18 protein-coding genes are annotated in these 25,693 nt (G+C 44.4%); 6 read left to right on the top strand and 12 right to left on the bottom strand.

Annotated elements, in window-relative coordinates; translation table 11 throughout:
• The first annotated feature begins 45 nt into the window (after positions 1–45).
• Positions 46–1,290, top strand: a complete 1,245-nt coding sequence (locus BN3912_RS04035) for a transglutaminase-like domain-containing protein (RefSeq protein ID WP_023984212.1) — start codon at positions 46–48, stop codon at positions 1,288–1,290.
• A 234-nt stretch (positions 1,291–1,524) separates the two neighbouring features.
• Here the strand turns inward: BN3912_RS04035 and BN3912_RS04030 are convergent, their stop codons facing one another.
• Positions 1,525–1,965, bottom strand: coding sequence for a Fur family transcriptional regulator (locus tag BN3912_RS04030; protein ID WP_004369212.1), 441 nt, complete (start codon positions 1,963–1,965; stop codon positions 1,525–1,527).
• Between the two features lie 223 nt (positions 1,966–2,188).
• Here BN3912_RS04030 and BN3912_RS04025 point away from each other — a divergent pair, with 223 nt between their 5' ends.
• Positions 2,189–3,241 (top strand): class I fructose-bisphosphate aldolase, encoded by a 1,053-nt coding sequence (locus tag BN3912_RS04025; RefSeq protein WP_023984211.1) that lies wholly within the window; start codon positions 2,189–2,191, stop codon positions 3,239–3,241.
• A 140-nt stretch (positions 3,242–3,381) separates the two neighbouring features.
• On the opposite strand, the gene BN3912_RS04020 is transcribed toward BN3912_RS04025, so the two are convergent.
• Entirely contained in the window at positions 3,382–5,274 is a 1,893-nt protein-coding gene (locus tag BN3912_RS04020) for a heavy metal translocating P-type ATPase (protein WP_023984210.1), read from the bottom strand.
• A 195-nt stretch (positions 5,275–5,469) separates the two neighbouring features.
• Here BN3912_RS04020 and ruvB point away from each other — a divergent pair, with 195 nt between their 5' ends.
• The 3 genes from ruvB to ybeY are packed head-to-tail and all read left to right on the top strand — an operon-like array spanning position 5,470 to position 7,374.
• Positions 5,470–6,504, top strand: coding sequence for a Holliday junction branch migration DNA helicase RuvB (gene ruvB, locus BN3912_RS04015; protein ID WP_004369209.1), 1,035 nt, complete (start codon positions 5,470–5,472; stop codon positions 6,502–6,504).
• Between the two features lie 4 nt (positions 6,505–6,508).
• A complete protein-coding gene (gene coaD / locus BN3912_RS04010; RefSeq protein WP_023984209.1) occupies positions 6,509–6,946 on the top strand; it encodes a pantetheine-phosphate adenylyltransferase in 438 nt (145 codons plus the stop codon).
• Positions 6,943–7,374 carry an rRNA maturation RNase YbeY gene (gene ybeY, locus BN3912_RS04005; RefSeq protein ID WP_004369207.1) on the top strand — a complete coding sequence of 144 codons (432 nt, stop codon included), beginning with the start codon at positions 6,943–6,945 and terminating at the stop codon, positions 7,372–7,374. The genes coaD and ybeY overlap by 4 nt, the downstream gene beginning before the upstream one ends.
• Before the next feature lie 191 nt (positions 7,375–7,565).
• Here ybeY and BN3912_RS04000 read toward each other — a convergent pair whose 3' ends face one another.
• From BN3912_RS04000 to BN3912_RS03985, 4 genes are read right to left on the bottom strand one after another with little or no spacing between them, the layout of a single operon-like run.
• Positions 7,566–8,939: a DUF5125 domain-containing protein gene (locus BN3912_RS04000; protein WP_023984208.1), complete on the bottom strand. Its 1,374-nt coding sequence runs from the start codon at positions 8,937–8,939 to the stop codon at positions 7,566–7,568.
• Positions 8,940–8,957: 18 nt separating this feature from the next.
• Positions 8,958–10,493, bottom strand: coding sequence for a glycoside hydrolase family 30 protein (locus tag BN3912_RS03995; RefSeq protein WP_023984207.1), 1,536 nt, complete (start codon positions 10,491–10,493; stop codon positions 8,958–8,960).
• A gap of 12 nt (positions 10,494–10,505) precedes the next feature.
• Complete coding sequence (locus tag BN3912_RS03990) at positions 10,506–12,026, bottom strand: RagB/SusD family nutrient uptake outer membrane protein (protein ID WP_023984206.1); 1,521 nt, start codon at positions 12,024–12,026, stop codon at positions 10,506–10,508.
• 13 nt (positions 12,027–12,039) lie between these two features.
• Positions 12,040–15,033 (bottom strand): SusC/RagA family TonB-linked outer membrane protein, encoded by a 2,994-nt coding sequence (locus BN3912_RS03985; RefSeq protein WP_074024999.1) that lies wholly within the window; start codon positions 15,031–15,033, stop codon positions 12,040–12,042.
• Between the two features lie 817 nt (positions 15,034–15,850).
• Here BN3912_RS03985 and BN3912_RS03980 point away from each other — a divergent pair.
• The gene (locus BN3912_RS03980; RefSeq protein ID WP_023984204.1) at positions 15,851–17,455 is read left to right on the top strand and encodes a DUF6377 domain-containing protein; all 1,605 of its coding nucleotides are present in this window, start codon (positions 15,851–15,853) and stop codon (positions 17,453–17,455) included.
• A gap of 168 nt (positions 17,456–17,623) precedes the next feature.
• On the opposite strand, the gene BN3912_RS03975 is transcribed toward BN3912_RS03980, so the two are convergent.
• The 6 genes from BN3912_RS03975 to BN3912_RS03950 form a co-directional block, all read right to left on the bottom strand.
• Complete coding sequence (locus tag BN3912_RS03975) at positions 17,624–19,198, bottom strand: S41 family peptidase (protein ID WP_023984203.1); 1,575 nt, start codon at positions 19,196–19,198, stop codon at positions 17,624–17,626.
• A 44-nt stretch (positions 19,199–19,242) separates the two neighbouring features.
• Positions 19,243–21,216 carry a DNA topoisomerase IV subunit B gene (locus tag BN3912_RS03970; protein WP_023984202.1) on the bottom strand — a complete coding sequence of 658 codons (1,974 nt, stop codon included), beginning with the start codon at positions 21,214–21,216 and terminating at the stop codon, positions 19,243–19,245.
• A 9-nt stretch (positions 21,217–21,225) separates the two neighbouring features.
• Positions 21,226–22,371 carry a hypothetical protein gene (locus tag BN3912_RS03965; RefSeq protein WP_004369196.1) on the bottom strand — a complete coding sequence of 382 codons (1,146 nt, stop codon included), beginning with the start codon at positions 22,369–22,371 and terminating at the stop codon, positions 21,226–21,228.
• A gap of 312 nt (positions 22,372–22,683) precedes the next feature.
• Complete coding sequence (locus tag BN3912_RS03960; RefSeq protein ID WP_023984201.1) at positions 22,684–23,580, bottom strand: alkaline phosphatase family protein; 897 nt, start codon at positions 23,578–23,580, stop codon at positions 22,684–22,686.
• A gap of 398 nt (positions 23,581–23,978) precedes the next feature.
• Entirely contained in the window at positions 23,979–25,214 is a 1,236-nt protein-coding gene (locus BN3912_RS03955; RefSeq protein WP_023984199.1) for a THUMP-like domain-containing protein, read from the bottom strand.
• Between the two features lie 19 nt (positions 25,215–25,233).
• Positions 25,234–25,539 carry a helix-turn-helix transcriptional regulator gene (locus BN3912_RS03950; protein WP_023984198.1) on the bottom strand — a complete coding sequence of 102 codons (306 nt, stop codon included), beginning with the start codon at positions 25,537–25,539 and terminating at the stop codon, positions 25,234–25,236.
• Between the last annotated feature and the right edge of the window lie 154 nt (positions 25,540–25,693).

Genomic DNA, 25,693 nt, shown 5'->3' with positions numbered 1-25,693 from the left:
TAACCATAAAACGCATATATTTATAAAAACTTAACCATTTTATTTATGAAAAGAAAACTGTTCTTCTTATTTGTTTCAATGGCCGCTTGTCTTTCGTTACATGCACAGACCGATTCCGAAACACTCAACAAACTCTTCGTTAAATGCCGCGCTCTAAACGATACTTACACGGAGTTTTACCAACAAAAAGATTATGTAAATACCGTAAAAACGCTACGAACAATGCTGCAAGAACTTGATAAATTGCAGCTCACTAAAGCCGAACAGGAAAAATATCAAGAGTTGGTAAGAGCTGCAAAGAATAACTCTTATTACAATCTCGCTTGCTCCTATGCCTTACAAAACAAGAAGAAAGAGGCCATAGAAGCATTCAAGAAATCTATTGAGTACGGTTATAAAGACTATCGCCATGCCCTGACAGATACCGATTTCGATGGCATTCGCAACGACAAAAGGTTCAAACAAGTGCTCGAGACAATACGCGAATATGATTATTTATACATACTCCGTCACGCCAAAGGCTACTGTAAAGAAGCGACAGACACGCTTCCTCGCTTCACTTATCAGCAGGCCGACGACCAATCTCTGAAGCAAATGCGCACGTTCTTCAAGCTCGATTCCGTGGCCGGAAACGGCGATGAAGTGTCGAAGATTATCAATATTCTAAGGTTCGTACATAACTCTATCCCCCACGATGGCGGCAACTTCGGCATGTGCGAGGGCGATGCGTTCGACATATACAATTATTATAAGGCTACCGGCAATGGTGTCAACTGCCGTCAGTTGGCCATCGCGCTGAACGGAATGTACCTTGCAATGGGCTTCCCCTCGCGGTATGTAACCTGTATGCCCAAGGACGAGAACGACGGCGACTGCCATGTAATCAACTGTGTTTACTCTTCTAAACTCAACAAATGGCTTTGGATGGATCCTACTTTCAATGCCTATGTGAAAGATGAGCATGGTAATCTGCTGTCGATTGCCGAGGTTCGCGAGCGTTTAATTACCGATCAGCCTCTTTATCTGAACGAAGATGCGAACTGGAACAATAAATCTAAGCAGACTAAAGAGAAGTATTTAGACGACTATATGGCCAAAAACCTCTATTGGATGAACTGTGTAGACAACAGTTGCCTTAATCCTGAGGGGCGTTACAGGTACTATGGTGAGCGCTACATTGTGCTTCTTCCGGAAGGATTTAGTTCGCCTGCTACCGTTAGGTCGTTTTACACAGCCACCAATGATGCCGATTATTTCTGGCAAAAGCCCCCGAAAGAAAGTGATAAATGATATAAAAACAACCGGCATAGCTTTCTCCCGTCTCTTTCAAGGAAGGAAGTCACGTTTGTAAGAAATGCGGAGAAAGCATCATAGGAATTTGGCTTATCTAAGTATTCCATAACTTTCAAAGATAAAGAATTAAGGGCATGACTGCCTTTCCGGTATGCTTCAGGCAAGCTAAATTCCTACAATATAACAATCAATCGCTCGTCCCTAATCCTTCATCCCCCATCCTCAATTCCGTCACCTCGATTGCCTGTCGAGCTTTTCGGCACACTCCGGGCAGAGTCCTTTCAGCACATAATTGATGCTGTTGAGCCGGAAATCATCAGGCAACGGCACTACCGGCACCGCTATATGCTTCAGACAAAAGGTGCGGTGGCAATGTTCACAATAGAAATGCGTATGCTCATCGTCTACCGAACAGTCGCAATTGTCGTCGCAAACGGCATATTTGAGTGCGCCCGAACCGTCGTCGATGGCATGTACAAGGCGGTGAAGAAGGAACAAGGATAATGTTCTGGAGATGGTAGACTTATCTATCGTCGGCAGAAAACGCTCCAAATCGGGCATCGAAACGGCCTCATCGCCGCGCATCATGGCCCGCAGAATAAGCATACGTGTGGCGGTCGGCTTTATTTCGCGGTGCTTCAACTTGTCCAAATAGTACAGTTCATCTACCATAGCGGTTGCAAATTTACACAGAATAATCGTAACCTCAAAATTTTATTCGCACCATGTATTCATGCTACACAGCCGGTGTATGCCCGATACACCTATGATATGCGTCCGATAGAATACCTATCTAAAATACTCACAACAAGGTATTGTGTAATCGAATGATTATAAGTATCTTTGCAATGCTACCCAATAAAGAGTGGCACGACCTAAAAATATATTTTATATTATGAGTAAAGTAACCGATTTATTAGGCAAAGACGCAGCGTTTTACCTTGAACATGAGTGTAAAACAATAGACAAACAATTGCTGCATCTGCCCGGAAAAGACGTGATAGACACGGTATGGGCAGAGTCTGACAGAAACATCCGTACGCTCGAAAGCCTGCAACAACTGTTCTCGCACGGACGACTTGCCGACACTGGATACCTCTCTATCCTGCCCGTAGACCAAGGTATAGAGCACTCGGCAGGTGCTTCTTTCGCACCCAACCCGCTGTACTTCGATCCGGAGAACATCATCAAACTTGCCATAGAAGGCGAATGCAATGCCGTTGCAACCACTTTCGGCGTATTGAGTTCCGTAGCTCGGAAGTACGCACACAAGATACCTTTCTTGGTTAAACTGAACCACAACGAGCTGCTCACCTACCCCACAAGCTACGAACAAATAATGTTCGGCACCGTTAAAGAGGCGTGGAACCTCGGCGCAGTGGCCGTTGGAGCAACGATATACTTCGGTTCCGAAGACAGCAGACGGCAGTTGGTAGAGGTTGCAGAGGCCTTCGAATACGCACACGAGTTAGGTATGGCTACCGTACTGTGGTGCTATTTGCGTAATAGTGCTTTCAAGAAAGACGGCGTAGACTACCATTCGTCGGCCGATCTTACAGGACAAGCCAACCATATAGGCGTAACCATCAAGGCCGACATAGTAAAACAAAAGCTGCCGACCAATAACGGTGGCTTCAAAGCAATAGGCTTCGGTCGCACCGATGAGAGGGTTTATTCGGAATTAACCACTACACATCCCATCGATCTTTGCCGTTATCAAGTGGCCAATGGCTATATGGGACGCGTAGGACTTATTAACTCTGGCGGCGAATCTCATGGCGCATCAGACTTGAAAGATGCCGTTATTACGGCCGTAGTGAATAAACGTGCCGGCGGTATTGGTCTCATCAGCGGCCGGAAGGCATTCCAGAAACCGATGAAAGACGGTGTGGAATTGCTGCATACCGTACAGGATGTTTACCTCGACAAGAGTATTACAATAGCATAATCCGGAACTTCTTCCACGGTTACTATTGCCTGTAAACCGCAGGAAAGCATAAAAATAACGGCGCATGCAATATATTCTGCATACGCCGTTTGTTATTTATGTCGGCCGTATCTTAACGAAATAGCACCGATGAAACAGACTTATTTCCCCGATCGGAGAAATATCTTAGAAGAATTGAGTACGGCTAAAAGAGCCACACCGCTATCGGCAAACACCGCTTCCCATAGATTGGCCAAGCCGAATATGCCGAGTATCATAACGGCAGCTTTTACGCCTAACGCCAACACAATATTCTGCCGAACGATACGGCGTGTGCGTTTTGCAATTAAGATTGCTTCGGCTACTTTCGACGGCTGGTCGGTCTGTATGATTACATCGGCCGTTTCTACAGCCATATCAGCACCCAGCGCGCCCATCGCAATGCCCACATCGCTCAACGCCAGTACCGGTGCATCGTTGATACCGTCGCCCACAAACGCCACTTTATGTCCTTCGCGTTTCAGTTTTTCTATATGAGCAACTTTGTCACCGGGCAGCAATTCGCCATAAGCATGGGCAACATTCAACTGACGTGCTACCTTATCAACCAAGGCTTGCTTATCGCCTGAAAGAATTTCTACCCGTGTATTCAATGTCGACACGGCCTGTACGGCATCTTCTTTCAGCGTGTCTGCCAGCAGAATATAGCCGATGAAACGGCTGTTTTTCGCAACTGCGACGATGGTTTCGGGCATCTCTTTCAATGCTTCGGGATAAGCAATGCCTTTGTTTTCGAGCAGCTTAAGATTACCAACAGCCCATCCTTCCGCCTCAAGACCGTAGCCCGAAAGCGAACGGAGCGATGCCGGAGCATCGGCAGACGGCAGTTTAAGTTCTTTATACGCATAATCTACGATAGTGCGGGCTATGGGATGCGGACTCGACTGCTCCATAGCAGCCACCGTACGAATGTCGTTTTCGTCCAATCCATCGACCTTTTCTACAGAAAAGCTGCCGTTGGTAAGCGTGCCGGTCTTATCGAATACCACCGTATCAACGGCGGTCATGGCGTCTAAATAGTTACTTCCTTTAAAGAGAATGCCACGCTTCGACGATGCTCCTATGCCCCCGAAATAACCTAAGGGTATGCTGATAACCAGCGCACACGGACAACTTACCACCAAGAAAACGAGCGCCCGTTTAAGCCAATCGCTGAAAATATACGCAAAATCGGCAACAGCCAACGAATACAACCACGGCAGCAGTACGGTGAGAAAAGCCAGCACGATGACGATAGGGGTATAAACATGGGCAAACTTGCGTACAAACAATTCGGTGGAGGCCTTGCGTTCAGCTGCCTCCTGTACCATTTTTAAGACACGCGAGAGGGCCGATTCGTCCGACGGACGCAACACTCTAAGCCGCACAACCGAGTCGAATGCAATCATTCCGGCCAATACCTCGCCGCCACGTTCTATCTGTGCAGGAAGCGATTCGCCCGTAAGCGCCGACGTATTAAACGATGCATTCTCGGTCAAGAGCGTACCGTCGATCGGCACACGTTCGCCAACTTTCACCTCTATAACGTCGCCCACGTTCACTTCTGCGGGATCTATTTCTTCGATATCCGGCGATTTGCCGTTCACATCTCCTCCCTTCAACCGTCTTGCTTTATCGGGGCGCAGGCCCACAAGCGCACGGATATGATCGCGGGCACGGTCTACTGCGCGGTCTTGAAGCGCCTCCCCGATGCAATACAATAGCATTACAGCAACGGCTTCCGGATATTCACCGATGACAAACGCACCGATCGCCGCCAACGACATGAGCATAAACTCGCTCATGAAGTCGCCTTCACGCACGGCATGCCATGCTTCTTTCATCACCGGAAGTCCCACCGGAAGGTACGCAACGGCATACCATGCGAAGCTGAACAATGGATGCTGAAACCATACAATGCCCATGTAAGTTGCCAAGATGCCGCCTATAAGCATGACAGACGATATACCTAAGCTCCATAGAGATATGCTCTTCTCATGTTCTTCGATTTCCATATTTCTGTTGTCTTTATTTTGTATTTCTGCTGCAAAGGTAAGGAAAAAGCCATGCAACTCGGTTGCAAAATGCGAAAAGGGCACGAACAGGAGACCTGTCGGTACACTCTATTCCAAAAATATGAATTGCGAATGATAGATTATGAATTAAAATAAGTATCTTTGCACAATACTATTGCAGGTACAGAACTATCGATGAGCGAAGATTTTGATATAAGAGAAGAGACACTGACAACTGCCGAAAGGGAATTTGAAAACGCACTCAGGCCATTGAAATTTACCGATTTCAGCGGACAAAAGAACGTGGTAGAGAACCTTGAGGTATTCGTCGAGGCGGCCAAGTATCGCGGCGAACCGCTCGATCATACCCTTCTGCACGGTCCTCCCGGATTGGGTAAAACCACATTGAGCAACATCATTGCCAACGAGTTGGGCGTGGGATTTAAGATAACCAGCGGCCCTGTGCTCGACAAACCGGGCGACTTGGCCGGCATCCTTACTTCTTTAGAGCCCAATGATGTACTGTTTATCGACGAAATACATCGTCTGTCGCCCGTCGTGGAGGAATACCTGTATTCGGCAATGGAGGACTATCGCATCGACATCATGATCGACAAAGGGCCTTCGGCCCGCTCCATACAGATAGACCTGAACCCCTTTACCCTCGTCGGAGCCACCACCCGCAGCGGACTGCTTACCGCTCCGTTGCGTGCACGTTTCGGTATAAACCTGCATTTGGAATACTATGAGCCCGATACATTGACCAAAATTCTGAAACGCAGTGCCGGTATATTGAAGGTACCCATAGACGATGACGCCGCCATAGAGATTTCTCGCCGCTCCAGAGGTACCCCCCGTATTGCCAATGCATTGCTTAGAAGGGTGCGAGACTTCGCTCAAGTGAAAGGAAGCGGGCGAATTAATACCGATATAGCTCGATTTGCGCTTAAAGCACTTAATATCGACCGGTACGGACTGGACGAGATAGACAACAAAATTCTGCTGACCATCATCGACAAATTCCGTGGCGGACCGGTCGGAATATCCACCATAGCAACGGCCATCGGCGAAGATACCGGCACCGTGGAAGAGGTTTACGAGCCGTTCCTCATCATGGAAGGCTTCATCAAGCGTACTCCCCGCGGACGTATGGCTACCGCATTGGCGTTCGAGCACCTCGGCAGAACGCCTTATGCCGGTGAATTTATGGAACCTAATTTATTCGGATAAAAATATGAGAACGGGTATATTTGTGGGAACTTTCGATCCTTTTACAATAGGACACGCATCGATCGTGCGCAGAGTTTTACCGCTGTTCGACCGTCTTGTCATAGGCATAGGCACAAATGAGCGGAAGAAATGTATGCTCAGCAGGGAAGAACGTCTCGACGCGATAACCGCTCTATACCGAGAAGAACCTAAAATTACGGTGAAGACATATACCGATCTCGCCGTAGACTTCGCCCGTCGAGAGGGAGCACAGTATATCGTTAAGGGCGTCAGAACAGTGGTCGACTTCGAATACGAACGCATACAAGCCGACATAAACCGCCGGATAGGCAACATAGAGACACTGCTTCTTTTCGCCGAACCACAGTTGGAAAGCGTTTCTTCGAGTATGGTGAGAGAACTGAAAAACTTCAACAGAGATATTAAAGAGTTTATTCCATGATAAGTTACAATGCGGATGGCGTGAGTATGCCGAAGATAAAGAAGCGAGAAACCACGGCTTGGATCAAAGCAGTGGCAGCGACTTACGGCCGTAAAGCAGGCGAAATAGGCTACATGTTCGTAGATGACGCGAAGATACTTGAGGTAAATAACCAATATCTGGGGCACGATTATTACACCGATATCATCACTTTCGACTACAACGATGGCGATACAATAAACGGAGACCTTGTGATTTCGCTCGATACAGTGCACAGCAATGCCGAGAAATTCAACAAAAAATACGAAGAAGAACTGCACCGCGTGATTATTCATGGCATACTCCATCTCTGCGGCATCAACGATAAAGGTCCGGGAGAACGCGAGATTATGGAAGCTAACGAGAACAAAGCGTTGGCATTACTACGCAGTTTGCAAGAAAAGAAATAGGTAGTTGTCTGAGAAAAACACGATACTCGTCTACAATAAACATCACACATGGCACCGGTGAAAGCCACAACGATGCTTGTTAAAAGAAGAAACCCCTCCTCTTTTTACTTATAAAAAGGAGGGGTGTTTCAATATAACATGTTCAAATAATAAAATGCCCGATGAAGTTATCGGGCATTTATATTCCACATTTATTTCTTGGTTACAGTAAGTACTGCGTTCTTCGGATCGGCTGAAAGGTCAAGCGTAAGTACGTAGGTATCGCCATCATTCAGTGTTGATCCATCTGCCAGATAGATATTTCCGTCATCATGACCGGGGGTACCTTCACCAATTATGAACGGAACAGGATTGCCCGTGACGCGATACTCGCTGCCCGCCTTGCCTTTAAACTCTACTCCCCAGCCCGCCTGACCGAAGAACTTGAAGTTTACCGAAGACGGATTAAGCTGCTTGCCAACAGTAAATGTTAGCTGATAAACTTTGCTGCGTATCTGCGCCATGCACAATGCATGGTCGGTATCCGTCCACCATCCCTGACCTTGTATGAATGTATAAGACGGTTTGGCCAGCCCATCGCTACCTATAATCCATACAGCTCCCGTTCCATCAGCCTGCAACTTAGCCGGTTCTCCGGCAGAAACAGCCCACACCTGCAATGCTTTCCGCGTGTAATTGGCCGTAATGTGATAGGTTCCGGTTACGGCATTAAACTTGTAAGTTCCATCGCCATTGCTTGTAAAGAAGTCGGGATCGTAGTACCAATCGTTATCTGTCAAAGCATCATCGCCGATAAACTTATAGTTATAACCCTGCACCAAATTGCCGTTGAAAGTATTGGCGGCTTCGGTAAGTACGATTTCTAAATAACCGGAATTAGGATCGTAAATCGGCGAATAAGCGTATGTAAGCGTATTGAACGTTACTTTAAAACTTCCCGAATGGGCATTTACAAACGATATGTTATCCGTAACGCCTTGCGTAACACCGTGATTACCCTCGCCGAAAGTAATTTCATTGCCGTTCGCACCCTGCTTTGGAGCAATGATATAACCCTGAACAGTATTTTTACCGAGGGAGTTTACTGTAGTTGAAAACAGGAAAGGGTTCGACGCATCGGGCAACATAGTATATCGAGTACCGTCGGATGTTATCAACGTAAGCGAGCCATAATGCGGACGGGTAAGCAGTATGTCGACCGTTTTCTCTGCCGTTGCGAAACGAATATTCTGCAAGGTAAGTTTCAACTGCGCATTGCCGTCGGGCACAACTTTATAATAAGGTACAAACAATTTCAAGCGGTAATCGCCTTCGGTCTTGGTTCTGACGGTCTGCTGCGCAACCTCTTCGTTGCTATAGAGTAGGGAACCTTTGAGCGTAGACAAAGGAACACCGCCGTTATCCGTACATTTCACATCAATTATAATACTGTCGCCGAACATTGCAGGAGCCACTTCTGCAACAGTAAGCACGGGAGATCCTTCACCTCCATCATCATCCTTGCTGCACGAGATTGCCAATAAAGTGCAAAGCAGTGCCATGAATAAATATCTTAAATTCTTCATATCTTCAAAATTCTATTGTTATTTATCCCATTTGCATGATACTACAGAGCCTGCCGGAACTCTGCAACGGAAATGATTTTGCCCGTCGCTGATCGTAACATTGCGGTCTGTATCGCCGGTATTCAGCATAATTACAGCCTTTGTTCCATCGGGGTTAAGAAATTCCACATGTGAGAAATCGCTCAATTGAGTACTGTCTGAAGTGACTCCGATGCGCACTGCGCCCGGATTAATCACGCTCGACATGTGGCATATAATAAAGTAATGTGAGTTGTAATGCAACTGCTTATATCCGTTTTGATCGATATCTACTGCCCCGAAACAAGTCTGGCAGCCTCCGTCAAGGTTAGGTCCCATCTTCTTGTCGAGCATTAAATTCCAAACCAAAACAGCTTTGCAATAGCGTGTAACGGTAGCAAACGTAACGTCGCGCATATCGTTGAGCAGGCGCGCCGTTAGGTTGCGTCCGTCGTTCCATGTTCCGATGGAGGTTTCAGAGAATATCAATTCTTTGGTAGGTGCCTTTGCATGAACGTCGTCGAGTTCCTCCGGACTCCCGCCATAGTTATGATAGGCAGCCCCTACTACATACTCCGAACCCTCAAAGGAGCTACCCAAAGCATTGTATATTTTTATGGGATAATCATTTTGGCTAAATGAATTGTCGTAATTAAAATTATGGTCGAAGAGATATATCTTCGTCTTCAGGCTGTTCTTCTTAAACGTTGCAGCCAGCACTTTTACGAAATCCGCCTCCTCTCTCCACGGGATATACGTCGACGCACAGTTCGCTTTATTCAACGGTTCATTCTGGGGTGACACGGCATAAATATCTATTCCGTTGTCTTTCATGCCTTGAATAAACTTCACGAAATAATCGGCATACGTCTGATAATAATTCGGATTGATATGCCCATCGGTCCATGAATCATGGGAAGTCATGCTTATCAAGTCCTTTACCTTCATCCATTTCGGACAAGTCCAAGGTGCTGCAATGATCTTAACGTTAGGATTGATGGCTAATATTTCTTTCAATATGGGGATTACATAGTCGGTCTCGTCTTTATAAAAACGGAAATTCTCCAATCCTTCTTTATCGCATAACGTGTATTCGGTACTTGAGAAATCGCTGCAACCGATAGAGATACGAGCGTAGCTTGTACCGAATCCTTCGGTAGTAGAATATGTACGTTTCAAGAAAGCGGCACGGTCTTCCGCCGTCATATGGAGCAAATTATAACAAGAGGAATAGGTAATGGCAAATCCGAATCCATCCATTGTCTGGTATGTTTTGCTCGGATCGATCCGGATTGTAGTAGGTGCCATGTTGCTTCCCGTATAAACATCCGCACTTGTCTGGTACAACATATCGGCACCATTCGATGTTGTCGTGAAAACAATAGCCTTGTTTGCTGCCGGCGTTAAATTGGGATTATCGGGATCTGTCTTATATTCTTCTAACGAAAGCGATGAACTGCTACACGCTGTAAGTGAGAAGAAAACGGCACTGATGGCAATGCCGAAAACCTTAAAATTATTTTTTATTGTAACCATATTCGTAATATATTAATAACCGGGGTTCTGTTGTAAATTATTATTTTGATCGATTGCCGCTTGTGGAATAGGCAACAGATATGAATTCTCATCATACATACGCTTCAACTCCAACCTACCACTGTCGCGAGTTTTCAATGTATTCATTACTTGTTCGACCTTGTTGTTTCGGCAAAGATCAAACCATCGTTCGCCTTCGAATGCAAGCTCGAGCCGCCGTTCATGTAATACGGTCTCGATCATTACGTCTTTCGAAGCCTTCTTATCCGCCGTCAGCTTCGGCAACTTTGCTCGCTCTCTTATCATATCCACAAGAGCCGCACTTCTTGTAAGGTTGCCCAAATAAGCTTGTGCCTCGGCTTCAATGAGAATAATATCGGCAAGTCGCAGGAAATACACATTATTATACCCCGAACGCAACTTATACATAAACGGATAATGATTTGCAGGATAATAGTTGCTCCACTTACAATCATAGTACACAACCGACTGGTTTAATCGGATTGTGTCGTTCTCATTTTGAAAGTCTTTTAGGATATCACGCGACGGTGTTACCCATTTAGCCCACGTAAAGCTATTATCATAGTTTTCAAGACAACGGCCATACATCCACGATTCCCAATTGCCGCCACCGGTTGTCCAATGAGCTTCTAATATTCCTTCGGAAGTGTTCCGCTTCACACAGTCTTTTGCAACGTCATCCCATCCCCACAATGTAACGAATTCCGGTTCGAGTTCCAATCCGGAGGTATTGATAACGTCTTCTGCATACTTTACGACTTTCGAATAATCTTGTTTAGGTTTCTCGGCATATACCTTGGCCAACATGGCTTGAGCCACTGTCTTTGTCAGGCGAGTTCTGTCCGTTTTGTCGAAATCGGGGGCATTTTCGACAGCGTATTCTAAATCATTTATGATCTGTTGATAGCATTCCTCCACAGTGGAACGTGGCGGAAAATAAGTGGGATATACTTCATGAATATTCTTTGAAGTGATGGTTTTGCCAACTGTTGTGATTACTGGAAACGAGCCCCAATACCTTGCCATCCTGAACATCATGAATGCACGAAATATCTGTCCCTGTGCTCTCATCTGCTTATATTCCGTATCGGTAATGTCTCCTTTTTCTTTCAATTCCTCAATACCGTTGATAAGAACATTGCTCTTAGCTATATCTTCGAGGTATCTATTCCAATCTCGCAGCAAATCGGGATTACCTCCGTCAAGAGAATTCGTTTCAAAGGGAACCACTTCTGCACCGGTAGTACCTACATAAGCATTGTCCGAATGGCAATCGGCAATCAATAAGAAATCGAGATGCAAGTGCTCCTGTCGTGAACGGAACACTTCGTATAAAACTTTTAATTGACTTTGTGCTGCTGCTTTATCAGCCAATACCGCCGTCGTTGTATCTGTCTGTTTGCCTTCCGTCAATTCTGAAGGATCGGATATCGGCTCATAATTCAGCGAACAACTGCCAAGCAAAGCCGTCAACACTCCTAGTATAAGTGTTCTGTTATATTTTGCTTTCATATCTTTTATCGTATTAAAATTCTACTTTTACTCCCATAACGAATGAACGGTTCAGGGGATATGTCCCCCAATCAAGACCTTGTACCGTTCCGCTATTACCATACTGATTAAGCTCGGGATCAAGTCCGGAGTAATTTGTAATAGTAAAGAGATTTGTTGCCGATACGTAAGGCATGAGTTTGGTAAGCCCGAATCTCGAGATAATAGAACGGGGTACATCGTAAGAAAGAGAAACGTCTTTCACTCTCAAGTAGCTGCCGTCTTCCAAATAATAGGTAGAATTATGCTGTACAAATCCCACCTTGGGTATATCTGTCTGCTGTCCGGGGATACGCCAACGGCTCAATACCTTGGTCGTTTGGTTCTTTCCGTCGTACATTCCCTCGGTTTCCATGCGCGAAGCATTATAAACATCATTCCCTACACAGCCTTGCAGTAAGATACTCAAGTTAAAACCTTTCCATCTGAAAGTATTCGTCATGCCGAACGTAAAGTCGGGATTCGGATCACCTATAAACGTTCTGTCGGAAATAGAAACCACTCCGTCTTTATTAACATCCCTATACATCAACTCTCCTGTTTCGGGATCGACGCCATCGGAAATATATCCATAGAAAGAACCCATAGGATGTCCGGGCGTATTCAACACAACATATTCATTAACAGTCTCCGATGTCATCGCATCATAATACTTCTGAGTAAGAGAGAGCTCTTTCAACTTATTCCGGTTAAACGAGATATTGAAATCGGTATCCCATGCAAATGTGCCCACGAGATTTTTCGAACTAACGGTGAATTCCCACCCTTTGTTTTCCATCGCTCCGCCATTATAACGGAGTATTCTTGCAGCAGCACTGCCGGCAGGAAGCGTTGCCGTCATAAGCATATCCTTCGTGTATTTGTAATAATAATCAATATATAAGGTGAGTCGGTTATTAAACATCGTGACATCTAACCCAATATCGGTCTGCGAAGTGGTCTCCCATGTTAACTCAGGAGCACTTAGCGTGTTCTGAACACGATTAGGAACAGCATTCGTATCATTCCCTGTTCCGAACCATTGCACACGCTCTATTCTGTAAGTTGCTAAGTAACTATAGTCTCCGAGTCCGCTTTGATTACCAGTCTGTCCCCATCCTCCACGCAATTTCAGGTCATTGAGCCACGTTATATCCTTCATAAACTCCTCGTTAGTGATACGCCATGCCGCAGAGAACGAGGGGAAATATCCCCAGCGATGACCGGGGGCAAGCTTCGAACTTCCGTCGGCACGCATATTAAAAGTGGCCATATAAGTATCATTCCAATTATATTGCATACGTGCGAAGTACGAAAGTATAGCCCAATCGGCTGCCGAACTCCCCGTTCCGTCCCAACTTATTTTGTTGGCAGCATTGAGTGTTTGTATGTCTGGTTTCGCATAGTTAGTGCCACTCATGTTGCTTTGACTCCATTTACTCGACGTCCACGAAGAGCCTATCATGGCATCGAAACCATGACGTCCGAAATTCTTTTTCCAATTAAGCACATTGTCAAAGGTAAGCAATGTGTTTGTCGACCGAGTATCGCTGCCGCTGCCTTTGGTATCTCTGCCATCGTGTGTCTCGAACGGATCGACAAATTCCGTAGCGACACCGTTCGCCCGATCCAGACTTAACGATGTTGTAAGATTGAGTTCCGGCAAAAATTTGATCGTTGCTTTACCCGTAGCTATTATTTTATTATACTTAGTTTTTGCGTTTTGTGTACGTGACAGGCTCTCCAACGGACTATCCATATTTACTCCATAAAAGGTTGTATAATACTGTCTCGGGTTCTCCGGATCCCATATTGGGGCGTATGTAGGTGTATTAATGATTGCTGTAACTACGCCGGCACGGTTAGATCCATTACCTGAAAAGATACCTACACCTTTCCACACATAATCAGAATAGGCAACACTTCCGTTTAATCTCAGCCACGGACGGATATCGTTCTCTACTGCAAGCCTTACGTTATAACGCTTAAAGTTCGATTTACCGATCACTCCGTTCTCGCCTGTGTACCCCCCCCCCAGATAATAGCGCAGTTTGTCGGTACCACTCGTAACGGAAAGTTGATAATCTTGCACGTTTCCTACGCGATATACCTCATCCTTCCAATCCGTACAATCTTTCAGATTATCAGGAAGATTTAACTTGGTAACACCACGTTCGTTCATTTCATTTATCAGCTCTTTGTACTGTACGGCATTTAAAGGCTCCCTATTATCACGAACCGTATTAAAAGCATAGTGTGCATTCAGACTTACTTTGGTAACACCGGCCTTGCCTTGTTTCGTGTTAATAATGATAACGCCATTGGCTGCTCTTGATCCATAGATGGCCGCAGACGAAGCATCTTTAAGAATATGTATCTCATCGATATCGTTTGCCGACAGGAAATCGACATCCGTCATCGGTACACCGTCCACCACATAAAGCGGATTATTACTTCCGTTCATAGAAGTTGTACCACGAACTCTGATTGTCGGCGAAGAACCGGGCTGTCCGTTGGCCTGTGAAACCATGATACCGGCAGCTTTACCTTGTATACCAGCAGTAGCCGAGACAATCGGACGCGACTCAAGATCCTTTGTCGATACCGATGAAACCGCCGTAGTTACATCCTTACGCCTCACCGAACCGTAGCCGATAGCCACAACCTCGTTAAGCATATTCACCTCACTTTTTAAGATCACTTTCATGCCATTGTCGGCTTTCTGGTCTTTTGTGGCATAACCGATGTAAGAAAAACGCAATGTTGCGTTACGTTCAACCTCGATGGAAAACCTTCCATCTACGTCTGTAACCGTTCTGTTTTGCGAACCAACTTCTGAAACAGTGGCTCCTACCACCGGTTCATGGTCGTCTCCCATCACCTCGCCGGTAATCCTTGTCTTCTGTGCCGATACGGATACCGAAAATAACAAGGCAAAACACAACAGCACAAAAGACCTGATTGCAGTTAGATTGTTTGTTGTCTTCATAAAGAACATGTTATTATTTTAAAGTTAATAGTTAGTCATTATCTTTCATTCGGGTAAGACATTGCATGTTACAAAGATAAACACAAAAGCAAAAAATTATACTTTCCTATATTATTTTGGTGGTTATTTATTCGATCATATTATAAATAAAGCACTGATAATCAGGAATAAAAACAAACATACTTTCTTTTAAAAAGTGGTAGAAAAACCGCTTCTTATCGGATAAAAAACACGTTCTAATCTTAACAAAACTTCTCTTTCAAACGCATACGCTACTTTATCCACATCTTTATTTCATACTCTATCGATACATAAAACGATACTAATTACAAGAAAACAAATAATACCGAAAATAATAAAGGACCATAAGTTTATCTATTTTCACTATCATTTATCATTACTTCCGTAACAATCTGCCTGTTAGTTTAACACAAATATTACAGATATGGCAGCATGACAATAGCATACTGTCATTGTTATTTCTTCCAGAAAATACCTTTCCGTTTTTTATATACCAAAGGTGTATGCCTTATACAAGATAGGTATATGCTCAACAGAATATAGGTGTAAGATAAACAGTTACCCTTCTTTAAAATAATGGCCGAATGTTTGTTCATATCAACCCCATTTACTATCTTTGCATTGAGCCTTGGTTTACAATGTCGAACTGCAAGGCATATCACAATATACCAGCCAAAACAAAATATTCAACCAATCTTCATTCACAATGAAATCGTTCTTCATACTTATCATATTTCTATGTTTACCATTACATTCAAACGCGCAAAACGAGAATATAAATAACCTATATCGCCAATTGGACGATGCTGTAGCCAACTCGGCCGTATTCGTCAAACAACGCGAAAAGCGAATTGCAACGCTTAAAAATTCCTTACAACAAACCAAGAACGCCGAAAGTATTTATCAACTCAACTTTCGTTTATTCGAAGAATACCGCTCTTTCATAAACGACTCTGCCATTGCATACATTAAAAGGTGCATTGACATTTCCCACAATGTCGGCGACAAACACCGCGAAACTTATTGTATGATTCTCATTGCCCATCAACTTACAACCGGAGGCATGTATTTCGAGGCATCCGAAATACTGGAAAAAATGAACAAAAGCATGCTTGGCAAAAGAGAATTGGGCATCTACTATAAAACCAAGAACTATCTTTACAATGAACTTGGATACCACAGTAATATCCCCGAAGTGCAGAAACAATACTACCGAAAGGCCTCCATATACAGCGATTCCATGTACTATCAGGTCAACCGGCATAGCATAGATTATCTCGAGGTAAAAGAAAGAACTCTTATTTACAATAATCAATATGCAGAAGCTCTCCACATAAACAACCAACTTTTGGGCATGGCAAAGCCTCTTTCTCACAAATATGCCATCGCCGCATATTATCGGCAATTGATATATGAGCACATGGGAAACACGGAAAGAATGAAATACTGGCTGGCAAAATCGGCCATCTGCGATATACGTAATGCCATTATGGACCAAGCATCGCTATGGACTTTGGCCCGACAACTGGATAAAGAAGGCGATATCGACCGCTCTTATCGATACATTAACTATGCATGGAATGCGGCTAACTTCTTCGGTACGCGCATACGTAACTGGCAAATATCGCCGATAGTCCACTATATCAGCAAAGATTATCAGAAAATCATCCGCAGCAAAAACCGCATTCTTTCCATTTTCACCGTTACTGTAAGTCTTATGTCGGTATTACTTTTGTTCCTGCTTTACTATGTTAACAAACAACGAAAGCATTTGGTGATGGCACGCAACACACTGAAAGAGGCCAACGAAAGTCTGGAACAACTTAACCGAAAACTGTCGGAAAGCAACCGAAAACTGGATGCTACCAACCATAAACTATCGGACACGAACCATAAACTCAATGAAAGTAATCGAGTAAAAGAGGCTTACATCGGACGATTTATCGGTATGTGCTCACTGTATATTGATAAAATGGATGACTTGCGTAGACAAATCAACAGAATGATGCTGAATAGGCAATACGAGAAGGTGATGCAGATCACCAAATCGGCCGATATCAAAAATAAGGAAATAGATGAACTCTATGTAAACTTCGATGCTGTGTTTATAACGTTGTTTCCTAATTTCGTAAACGATTTCAATGCACTTCTCAAGCCCAAAGACCGCATCCATCTGTCCAATCCTAATAAACTGACCACACCAATACGCGTGTTCGCCCTCATCAGGCTGGGTATAGACGACAGTACGAAGATAGCCGAATTTCTACATTATTCGGTAAATACCATTTATAACTACCGTGCCAAAATCAAGAACAGCGCCATCGGTGACCGAAATATGTTCGAGAAACAGATAAAAGAGCTGGGAAACATAAAAGATACCGAAACAACACAAGTTTTATAGACCATGCATTTATATCGTTTGGGCCATGCATATAACGAATTTATATGCATGGCCCAAACGACATAAACATAATATCTATAGCAGTTCGGAAAACAGTTTTATCGGCATTACCGCCATCAATGCCCTTATCATCTTTTCCATTTAACCGCTTTATGCAATAAAAATGGTTTATTCGCCTACCAGCTCCACCGCCTTTTGTACGATATGATTGCTGCGGTTCATGATCTGGAAATACTCGGTCATATCCCATAAATCGCGGGCTACAAGCGCTTTCATCTGCTGACGGAGCATGGGCAGAGTCTGCTTGAGTTCTTCGGGTGTCTTGGGTTTAATCTTCTGTTTCTCCGCTTCTATCAGCATTTCATCAATGACGGATTGCGGTATATCGAAGTTAGCATCAAAGTCTTTGAACGTCGGATACTTCTTCTTTAGTTGTCGGCGGTTGTTGTCGATGTATTTCAAATTAGCATTAATAATGATACTCTTTGCTGCTATCTGCCGATGGAATGGGGTATATTGGGCGGTATCTAAAGGTACGAAGAAGTCGGGCATGATGCCTCCGCCGCCGTAAACTACCCGATGACGGCGCAAAGTGTAATATTTAAGCGAGTCTGACAGATGTATGCTGTCTGCACTATATAACTCCCCGTGCTTAAATCTGTTCTCTATATCTTCGGCATAGCTCTTTCTATCGCCTTTTTCATAAGGCTTTTGGATGCATCTCCCCGATGGAGTGTAGTAATGGGCTATGGTAAGACGGATCATGGAACCGTCGCGGAATACTATCGGGCGCTGCACCAATCCCTTACCGAACGACCGTCTGCCTACCACTTGCGCGCGGTCTTGGTCTTGCAGAGCACCCGTAACAATCTCCGAGGCCGAAGCCGAATACTCGTTGATAAGCACAAACACCTTGCCCGTAAGCAGTTTTCCATTGCCTCTCGCACGGTATCCTTCGCTATTGGCACGGCGGCCTTGGGTATATACAATGAGATCGTTGCGCTGTAAAAATTCGTTGGCAATGCGGATAGCAGCCAGCATATACCCTCCTCCATTATCCTGAAGATCGAGAATAAGGTCTTTCATTCCGTTGCGTTTCAGTGAGTCTACGCCGGCCATGAATTCATCGTATGTGGTTGCTCCGAAGCTCCCGATACGGATATAGCCCACTTCCGGACGTATCATGTAAACGGCATCGATGGTCTTCACGGGTATTTTGTCACGCGTAACCGTGAAATAAAGCCTGTCTTTAATGCCACGTCGAACGATTTCAAGGCGAACCTTAGTGCCTTTCTTACCACGAAGGCGGCGCATTATTTCCTCACGTTCCATCTTTACACCTGCTATGGCAGTGTCGTTGACTGCCACGATACGGTCGCCGGCCAATATTCCTACTTTCTCCGAAGGGCCGTTCACTACGGGTTGGATAACAAGCAACGTGTCTTGTATCATATTAAATTGTACGCCGATACCCTCGAACGAGCCTTGCAAAGGTTCGGTTAACGCCTTGGTTTCCTTAGCCGTAGTGTAAGAAGAATGCGGATCGAGTTTCTCCAGCATGCCGCGTATGCCGTCTTCCACAAGCTTATTTTCGTCTACAGGTTCTACGTATAGATTGGCAATAGAGTCTTCTGCCGCTATTAATTTGTACAACGGATTTACGTCTTTGCCATTGATACGGATTTGAGAGATGGCAGACGATGCCAATAGAATGGTTATGGAGGTTATGAAAAATCTTCTCATAGGATGGTTGTTATAATTGGATAAATACCCTGAATACAATTTCTTTAGTCGATAGGAGCGGTGTCTGCATCGGGCAGATCTTCTTCTATCACAAGATTATCTATAATAAAATTCTGACGTTCCATGGTGTTCTTCCCCATGTAATATTCGAGCAGTTTCTGCACTTGGTCGTTCTTGTGCAGCGTAACCTGCTCTAAACGCATATCAGGACCTATAAAATGCGCGAATTCATCGGGCGAGATCTCTCCCAATCCCTTAAATCTGGTAATCTCGGGATCGGTTCCGAGGTCTTTTATTGCTTTCTGCCGTTCTTCCTCACTGTAGCAATAACGGGTGATAAAGTCGCTTTTTCGTTCGCCTTTTTTGAGCTTTGCATCAGCTTCTTCTATCACTTGTTTATCGCGTATCTTGGTTCTGCGGTTACGAACACGAAAGAGTGGAGTCTGAAGAACGAACACATGTCCTTTCTTGATGAGCTCCGGAAAGAACTGAAGGAAGAATGTAATGATGAGAAGCCGTATATGCATGCCGTCTACATCGGCATCTGTAGCTACTATCACCTTATTATATCTTAAAGTATCGAGACCTTCTTCGATGTCAAGTGCTGCCTGTAAGAGGTTAAACTCCTCGTTCTCGTAAACCACTTTCTTGGTTAGACCGAACGAATTGAGTGGCTTTCCGCGTAACGAGAACACTGCCTGTGTGTTTACATCGCGACTTTTAGTAATACTGCCACTGGCAGAATCGCCCTCTGTAATAAAAATGGAACTCTCTTCCTTACGGTCATTTTTGGTATCGGAGTAGTGTATTCGGCAGTCTCTCAGCTTACGATTGTGCAGATTGGCCTTCTTTGCACGCTCGCGGGCAAGTTTGGTTACGCCTGCCATAGCCTTGCGTTCCCGCTCGCTTTCCTTAATCTTATTCTCCATAACCTCGGCAACATCGGGATGAATATGTAAGAAATTGTCGACTTCCTTCTTCAAGAAATCGCCCACATATTTATTAATAGTCTCGCCATTCGGTGCCATTAATGTCGATCCGAGCTTGATCTTCGTCTGACTTTCGAATACTGGTTCCTCGACATTTATGGCAATTGCCGCCACTAAACCGTTACGAATATCGATGTATTCGTAGTTCTTGTTGTAAAACTCCTTAATGGTACGGGCGATATGTTCCTTGAATGCGCTCTGATGAGTGCCGCCCTGTGTGGTGTGTTGGCCGTTTACAAACGAGTGATATTCCTCTCCGTACTGGTTAGTATGGGTGAACGCCACCTCTATGTCTTCACCCTTGATATGAATAATGGGGTAAAGACCGTCGTTAGTCATATTGTCATTGAGCAGATCTTCCAATCCGTTGCGACTCAAGATACGCCTGCCATTATACATAATAGCAAGTCCTGAGTTCAGATAAGTGTAATTTCGGAGCATTGTTTCCACGATATCATCGTGGAACTGATAGTTCAGAAAGAGCGTATCATCGGGTTCGAAATAAATAAAAGTACCGGTTTCATCGGTCGATTTCGAAGTTTTATCGGTCTTCTTTTCACCACGTTCGAAAGTTATATCGCGCACCTTCCCCTCACGGAACGACTTTACTTCGAAACGGGAGCTCAATGCATTTACGGCTTTCACGCCCACTCCGTTCAATCCTACGCTTTTCTTAAATGCCTTGGAGTCGTACTTACCGCCGGTATTCAGCACGCTCACCGCCTCGACAAGTTTGCCCTGTGGTATTCCGCGACCATAGTCACGCACGGTAACCCGCAGGTTTTCCTCGATATCTATCTCGATTCGTTTGCCTGCATTCATCTTGAATTCATCGATAGAATTATCGATTACCTCTTTCAAAAGTACATATATACCGTCTTCGGGCAGCGAGCCGTCGCCCAAACGTCCGATGTACATACCCGGGCGAGTACGCACATGTTCCATATCCGACAGATGCCTGATATTCTCATCCGTATAAGATACGGACTGTATATCTCGGTTTTCGTTCAATATATTCTCGTCTGACATAAAATACTCCTACAGTTTTTTCCTATAACAACGGCGGCGCTTATGGTTTACAGGTTCCAGAGGGCCCCATTGGCTCTGCACATTTTCGTTGCTTTCCATCTCAACTTGGCTCTCTCCCCACTTGAAACCATAGGCCTGATAGCGGGGTATAAGGTCGGCAAACATCAATGCATTGGCGCCTTTCGCACGATATTCCGGCAATATGCCGAGCAAAAGCAAGTCTACCCCTTCGGTTTTATGAAACTTGATAGCACGTAACAAATGCCACCAACCGAACGGAAAGAGCCTTCCTCTATGGCATTTCTGCAAAGCACGCGACAGCGATGGCAGCGTTATACCCACCCCCACAATTTTCTTATCGGCATTCCAATCTTCGATAAGTGTTATCAAATTCAGATCTGCAAGCGGAAAGTACATCTTTACATACTGCTGTATTTGCTTATCAGACAGTTCGGAATAGCCATATAGGTCTTTGAAAGTAATGTTGATGATATCAAATATTTTCTTGCCAAGTCCGCCTTTTACCACTTCTTTCCGTGTGGGTTTCTTCACATGAAGGTTATACCTATCTTCGACCATCGAGGCTATTTTCGTGTATTTTTCGGGAACTGTCGGCGGTACTTCAAGGTAGAACTCCACGTAGTCGTTATCTTTTTCATAGTCCTCCATCGCCTCCATGTGCTCCGGATAGTACGGATAATTGTAAATGGTGGCCATGGTACCGAGTTTATCGAAGCCCCACGTAAGCATTCCCTCGGGATCCATATCGGTAAATCCGAGCGGTCCGACAACTTCATCCATACCTTTTTGCCGGCCGAAATCCTCCACTGCTCTGAGCAAAGCAGCCGAAACTTCGCGATCATCTATAAAGTCTATCCAACCGAAACGTACGCTCTTACGCTTCCATCTCTCATTCGCGCGATGATTTATAATAGCAGCAACGCGCCCACACAGCCGCCCTTCCTTGTATGCCAAGTAGTATTGAGCCTCACAGAAGTCGAAAGCAGCGTTCTTGTCCTTGCTTAGTGTGTTTACATCGTCGGTGTAAAGAGTGGGCACATCATACTTATTGCCCTTATAAAGGTCGTAATGAAACTCAATAAATGCTTTTAGTTCTTTCTTGTTTTCGACCTTCTTAATGGTTATTGATGACATTATATAATGATCTTAATAAAGCTTTAGCATACAAAGGTAGTCTAAATTGAGCGAATAACAAAGAAAAAAAGATTTTTTATTCTTATGCGTAAGACACAGCATTACCTATGAGGAATAAGACAATACTCGATATCCGTTTCAAATAAATAATGTGCCGACAGGAGATTTATCGGCACATTATTAGTGTTGAAAGCCGTTCACAGAACCTCTGCCACTATTAATCGGGCATCAACAGCCACTCACAGAGCCCTTCGCTAAGTATTCTCTTATTTCTTAAAAGCGCTTTTGTTAGATTTCGTTTCTGGCTTTCCTTTATTTGAACACTTGCTTTACAGGGCGACCGATCCACGATTGCGGAGGCGTAACACCAAGAATGTAAGCTACCGTAGCAGGCACATCGAACTGCATCATTACCTCTTTAAATTCGCCGCCTTTCTTCACGTTCTTGCCACATATAATATAAGGTGTAAGCATTTCTTCGAGAGATAATCCCCCGTGTCCCTTGTCCTTGCCACCGTGATCAGAGGTAATCATAATCACGGTATCATCATAGATACCGGCATCTTTCAAGGCCTGTACTAGTTGCCCTATACAAGTGTCTATCCGCTGCATAAAAGCAAAATACTCAGGAGATCCCCATCCTTTGATATGTCCAGTCTCATCCAGACCGGCATAATAGACAGTAAAGAAGTCTGGTTTTTTTGTCTTAATATAAGATATAGCTTTCTGAGTAAGAGGTTCACAGGCATTTCCGGGACTTAGGGTATATTCATGATACGACACTGTAGTAGAGTCGATGAGATAAGGAATGACGTCCCAATCACAGATACAGCCAGTCTCTACAGTAGGCTTTTGCTCTCGAATAATGGAATAGATAGTAGGACAAATCCCTCGACTATTTACTTCCACCGGAGGTATTTCCGGTTTTCTGGAGTTCCATTGGGTATATCCGTGCATTTCAGTGGATATTCCCATGAAAGTGGTAGCCCAGTTGATTGCGGAAGCCGAAGGTAGCATAGAGCGTTTCTTCATCGTGTAGCATCCGTTCTCCATCAGATTGTGCATGTTAGGAACATGGTCGGCTTGCTGAAAAGCCCAGGAAGCCCAACCGTCAATAGCTATCATCAGCACATGCTTAGCCTTAGGTTTCGCGGCTAAGTTAGGCATGACAGCCGATAAAAGAAATAAACAAATAATAATTCTTTTCATATAACCAGATTATTAATTAGGATATTATTGTTTTTATGGTATAAATTACAGAAGAAAACTCTTTGCTCATGTATGCTTATCAGACTAAAAGGAAAGAAAGAAAACAATTAGTCTACTACTGTAATTCTTTGAATTTCTTTCATCTATTATAATCCCACACAACTATTATTTTCTGTACAAAGATAAATAAAAAGGAAATGTATATCCAAATAATTTTACTGTTTTTTTACTTTTGAAAAATAAATTCACAAGTAAACATGCTAACAATATCCGGCGTGGGTATTATGCTAACAATTCTCAGGCGGTAGCTTTTGATACCTAATATACAGTGCGGCAACTCCCTTTGCGGGAACTTTTTCAAGACATATTGCATGCAACAGCATGGCTGCATGCAATTTTTAATTTGATTTCCTACACATTAGCAGCAGACGATTGCCAGTTGTATCGGTGGTAGCAAAGATATATATATCGCCTCCATCCTTCAACTTCAGCCGTTTACGTAGCTCTGCAACCGACATAGGAAAGTTTCTTACCGCAATATTGGCATACGAAATACCATTCAAGGCATGACGCAAATCTTTCTTGTTCATCGATGATACGGACAATATTCGAAAGCTCCTGCCGGGGAAACCGCTTAATTTATCTGTAGAAACGAATAGGTGCGAGTTGTGTGAAACGCTTTTCAGTGCATACGCAAGGCACAACTGTGCAAAACATCCGGTTTTCATGATAGAGACATTGGGCTCATACAGCCACATTCCCGCCGCTAAAGGAGCTGACAAAACGGGTACAGCGTTTCTGCCATCGACACGATACAAGTAATCGAAAACCTCGCTATTGTTCACGCAGAACACATGAACATCGCCCGCAACAACACGTTGCAGCACCAGCAGAAGTTCCCTACATTCGTTATTCACAGACACGATATGCACTTCGGAGACATTCTTCAAATCAGCTACAGCCTTGTGCCAGTCGAGCATAGGCGATAGTTTAACAAGCACATACCCTGCTTTCGTCACAAGTTCTTCGGCTATCTGCAGCACATTCGGCATACAGTCTTCGATGGCATACGTCTTGCTTCCCTGAAGATTTCGGCGTGCCGGATCGAGATAAATGATACCGGCAGACTCCATACCATGCAAAAACGCTACTCCGTCACTGCACATCACGTCTGCATAAGTCAACCCTAAAAGGGCGAAATTGTGGTTTGCCGCCTCGCATAGATGTTGCTGACGTTCCACATAACACGCATGAAAATCATCGAACAAATTGCTGTTTTTCAAGGATTTGGCAATAAAAGAAAAGTCGACGCCAAAACCTCCTGTCAGGTCTACAAAGTCATATTTTCGCCTTTTCAGTGTCTCTCTGTTGCCGCACAACCGCACAGACAATGCCCCTTTATACCGCGCCGCCTGCTCCGAGGAACACTGTTCCATCGATATATGCGGCGGATAAACAATACCTTCCACTGCCGCCCAAGAGGGCAATTTGGTGCGTGCTTTCTGCCTGCCTGCTATCTGTTCGAGCGCAAAAGGCATGTCCACATCGGGAAAGCGCGCCGCTCTGAGCGCCAAATCCCGCACATCCGCATTTGCAAAACGTTTGATAAAGCGCGTGGTGGCAGTATTTGTCATGAGAGTATGCGTACCGATTTCATCCGAAAGATATATTCAATCCCAGCGCTCCTGCTATGCGGAAAAAGGTCGAAAGCTGCATATCAACCTTCCCATTCTCTAAGGATGAGATGTATTCACGCTTCTTTCCGACCATTTCGGCCAACTGTTTTTGTGTTATATTCTGCCTCTTCCGCTCCTCTTTCAATAGCTCGGAATAATACCATGCCTTAGCTCTTGCCTCGAAATCCTCGCGTGACGGCGTACCCGGAAGGCCGTACTGTTCATTAAATCTGTCATCTGTTTTAGGAAAAGATGCTAAAACTTTTTCATTTATCTTCAACATATTTATTCCTTAATTAGTCAGGTAAATACTCCGCTTTCCTTATTTCAGCCCTGTATTGTTTACTATCTTTTTTCAAAAAACGAAACTTCTCTTATCTTCCTTCCCATCGCAAAGGTAAGCTATTTATTACATGTTCCCAAATTAAAGTAAGGAA

This window comes from Prevotella phocaeensis, from assembly GCF_900065875.1.
Lineage (GTDB): Bacteria > Bacteroidota > Bacteroidia > Bacteroidales > Bacteroidaceae > Prevotella > Prevotella phocaeensis.
This window is presented reverse-complemented; position numbering and strand designations above follow the sequence as displayed.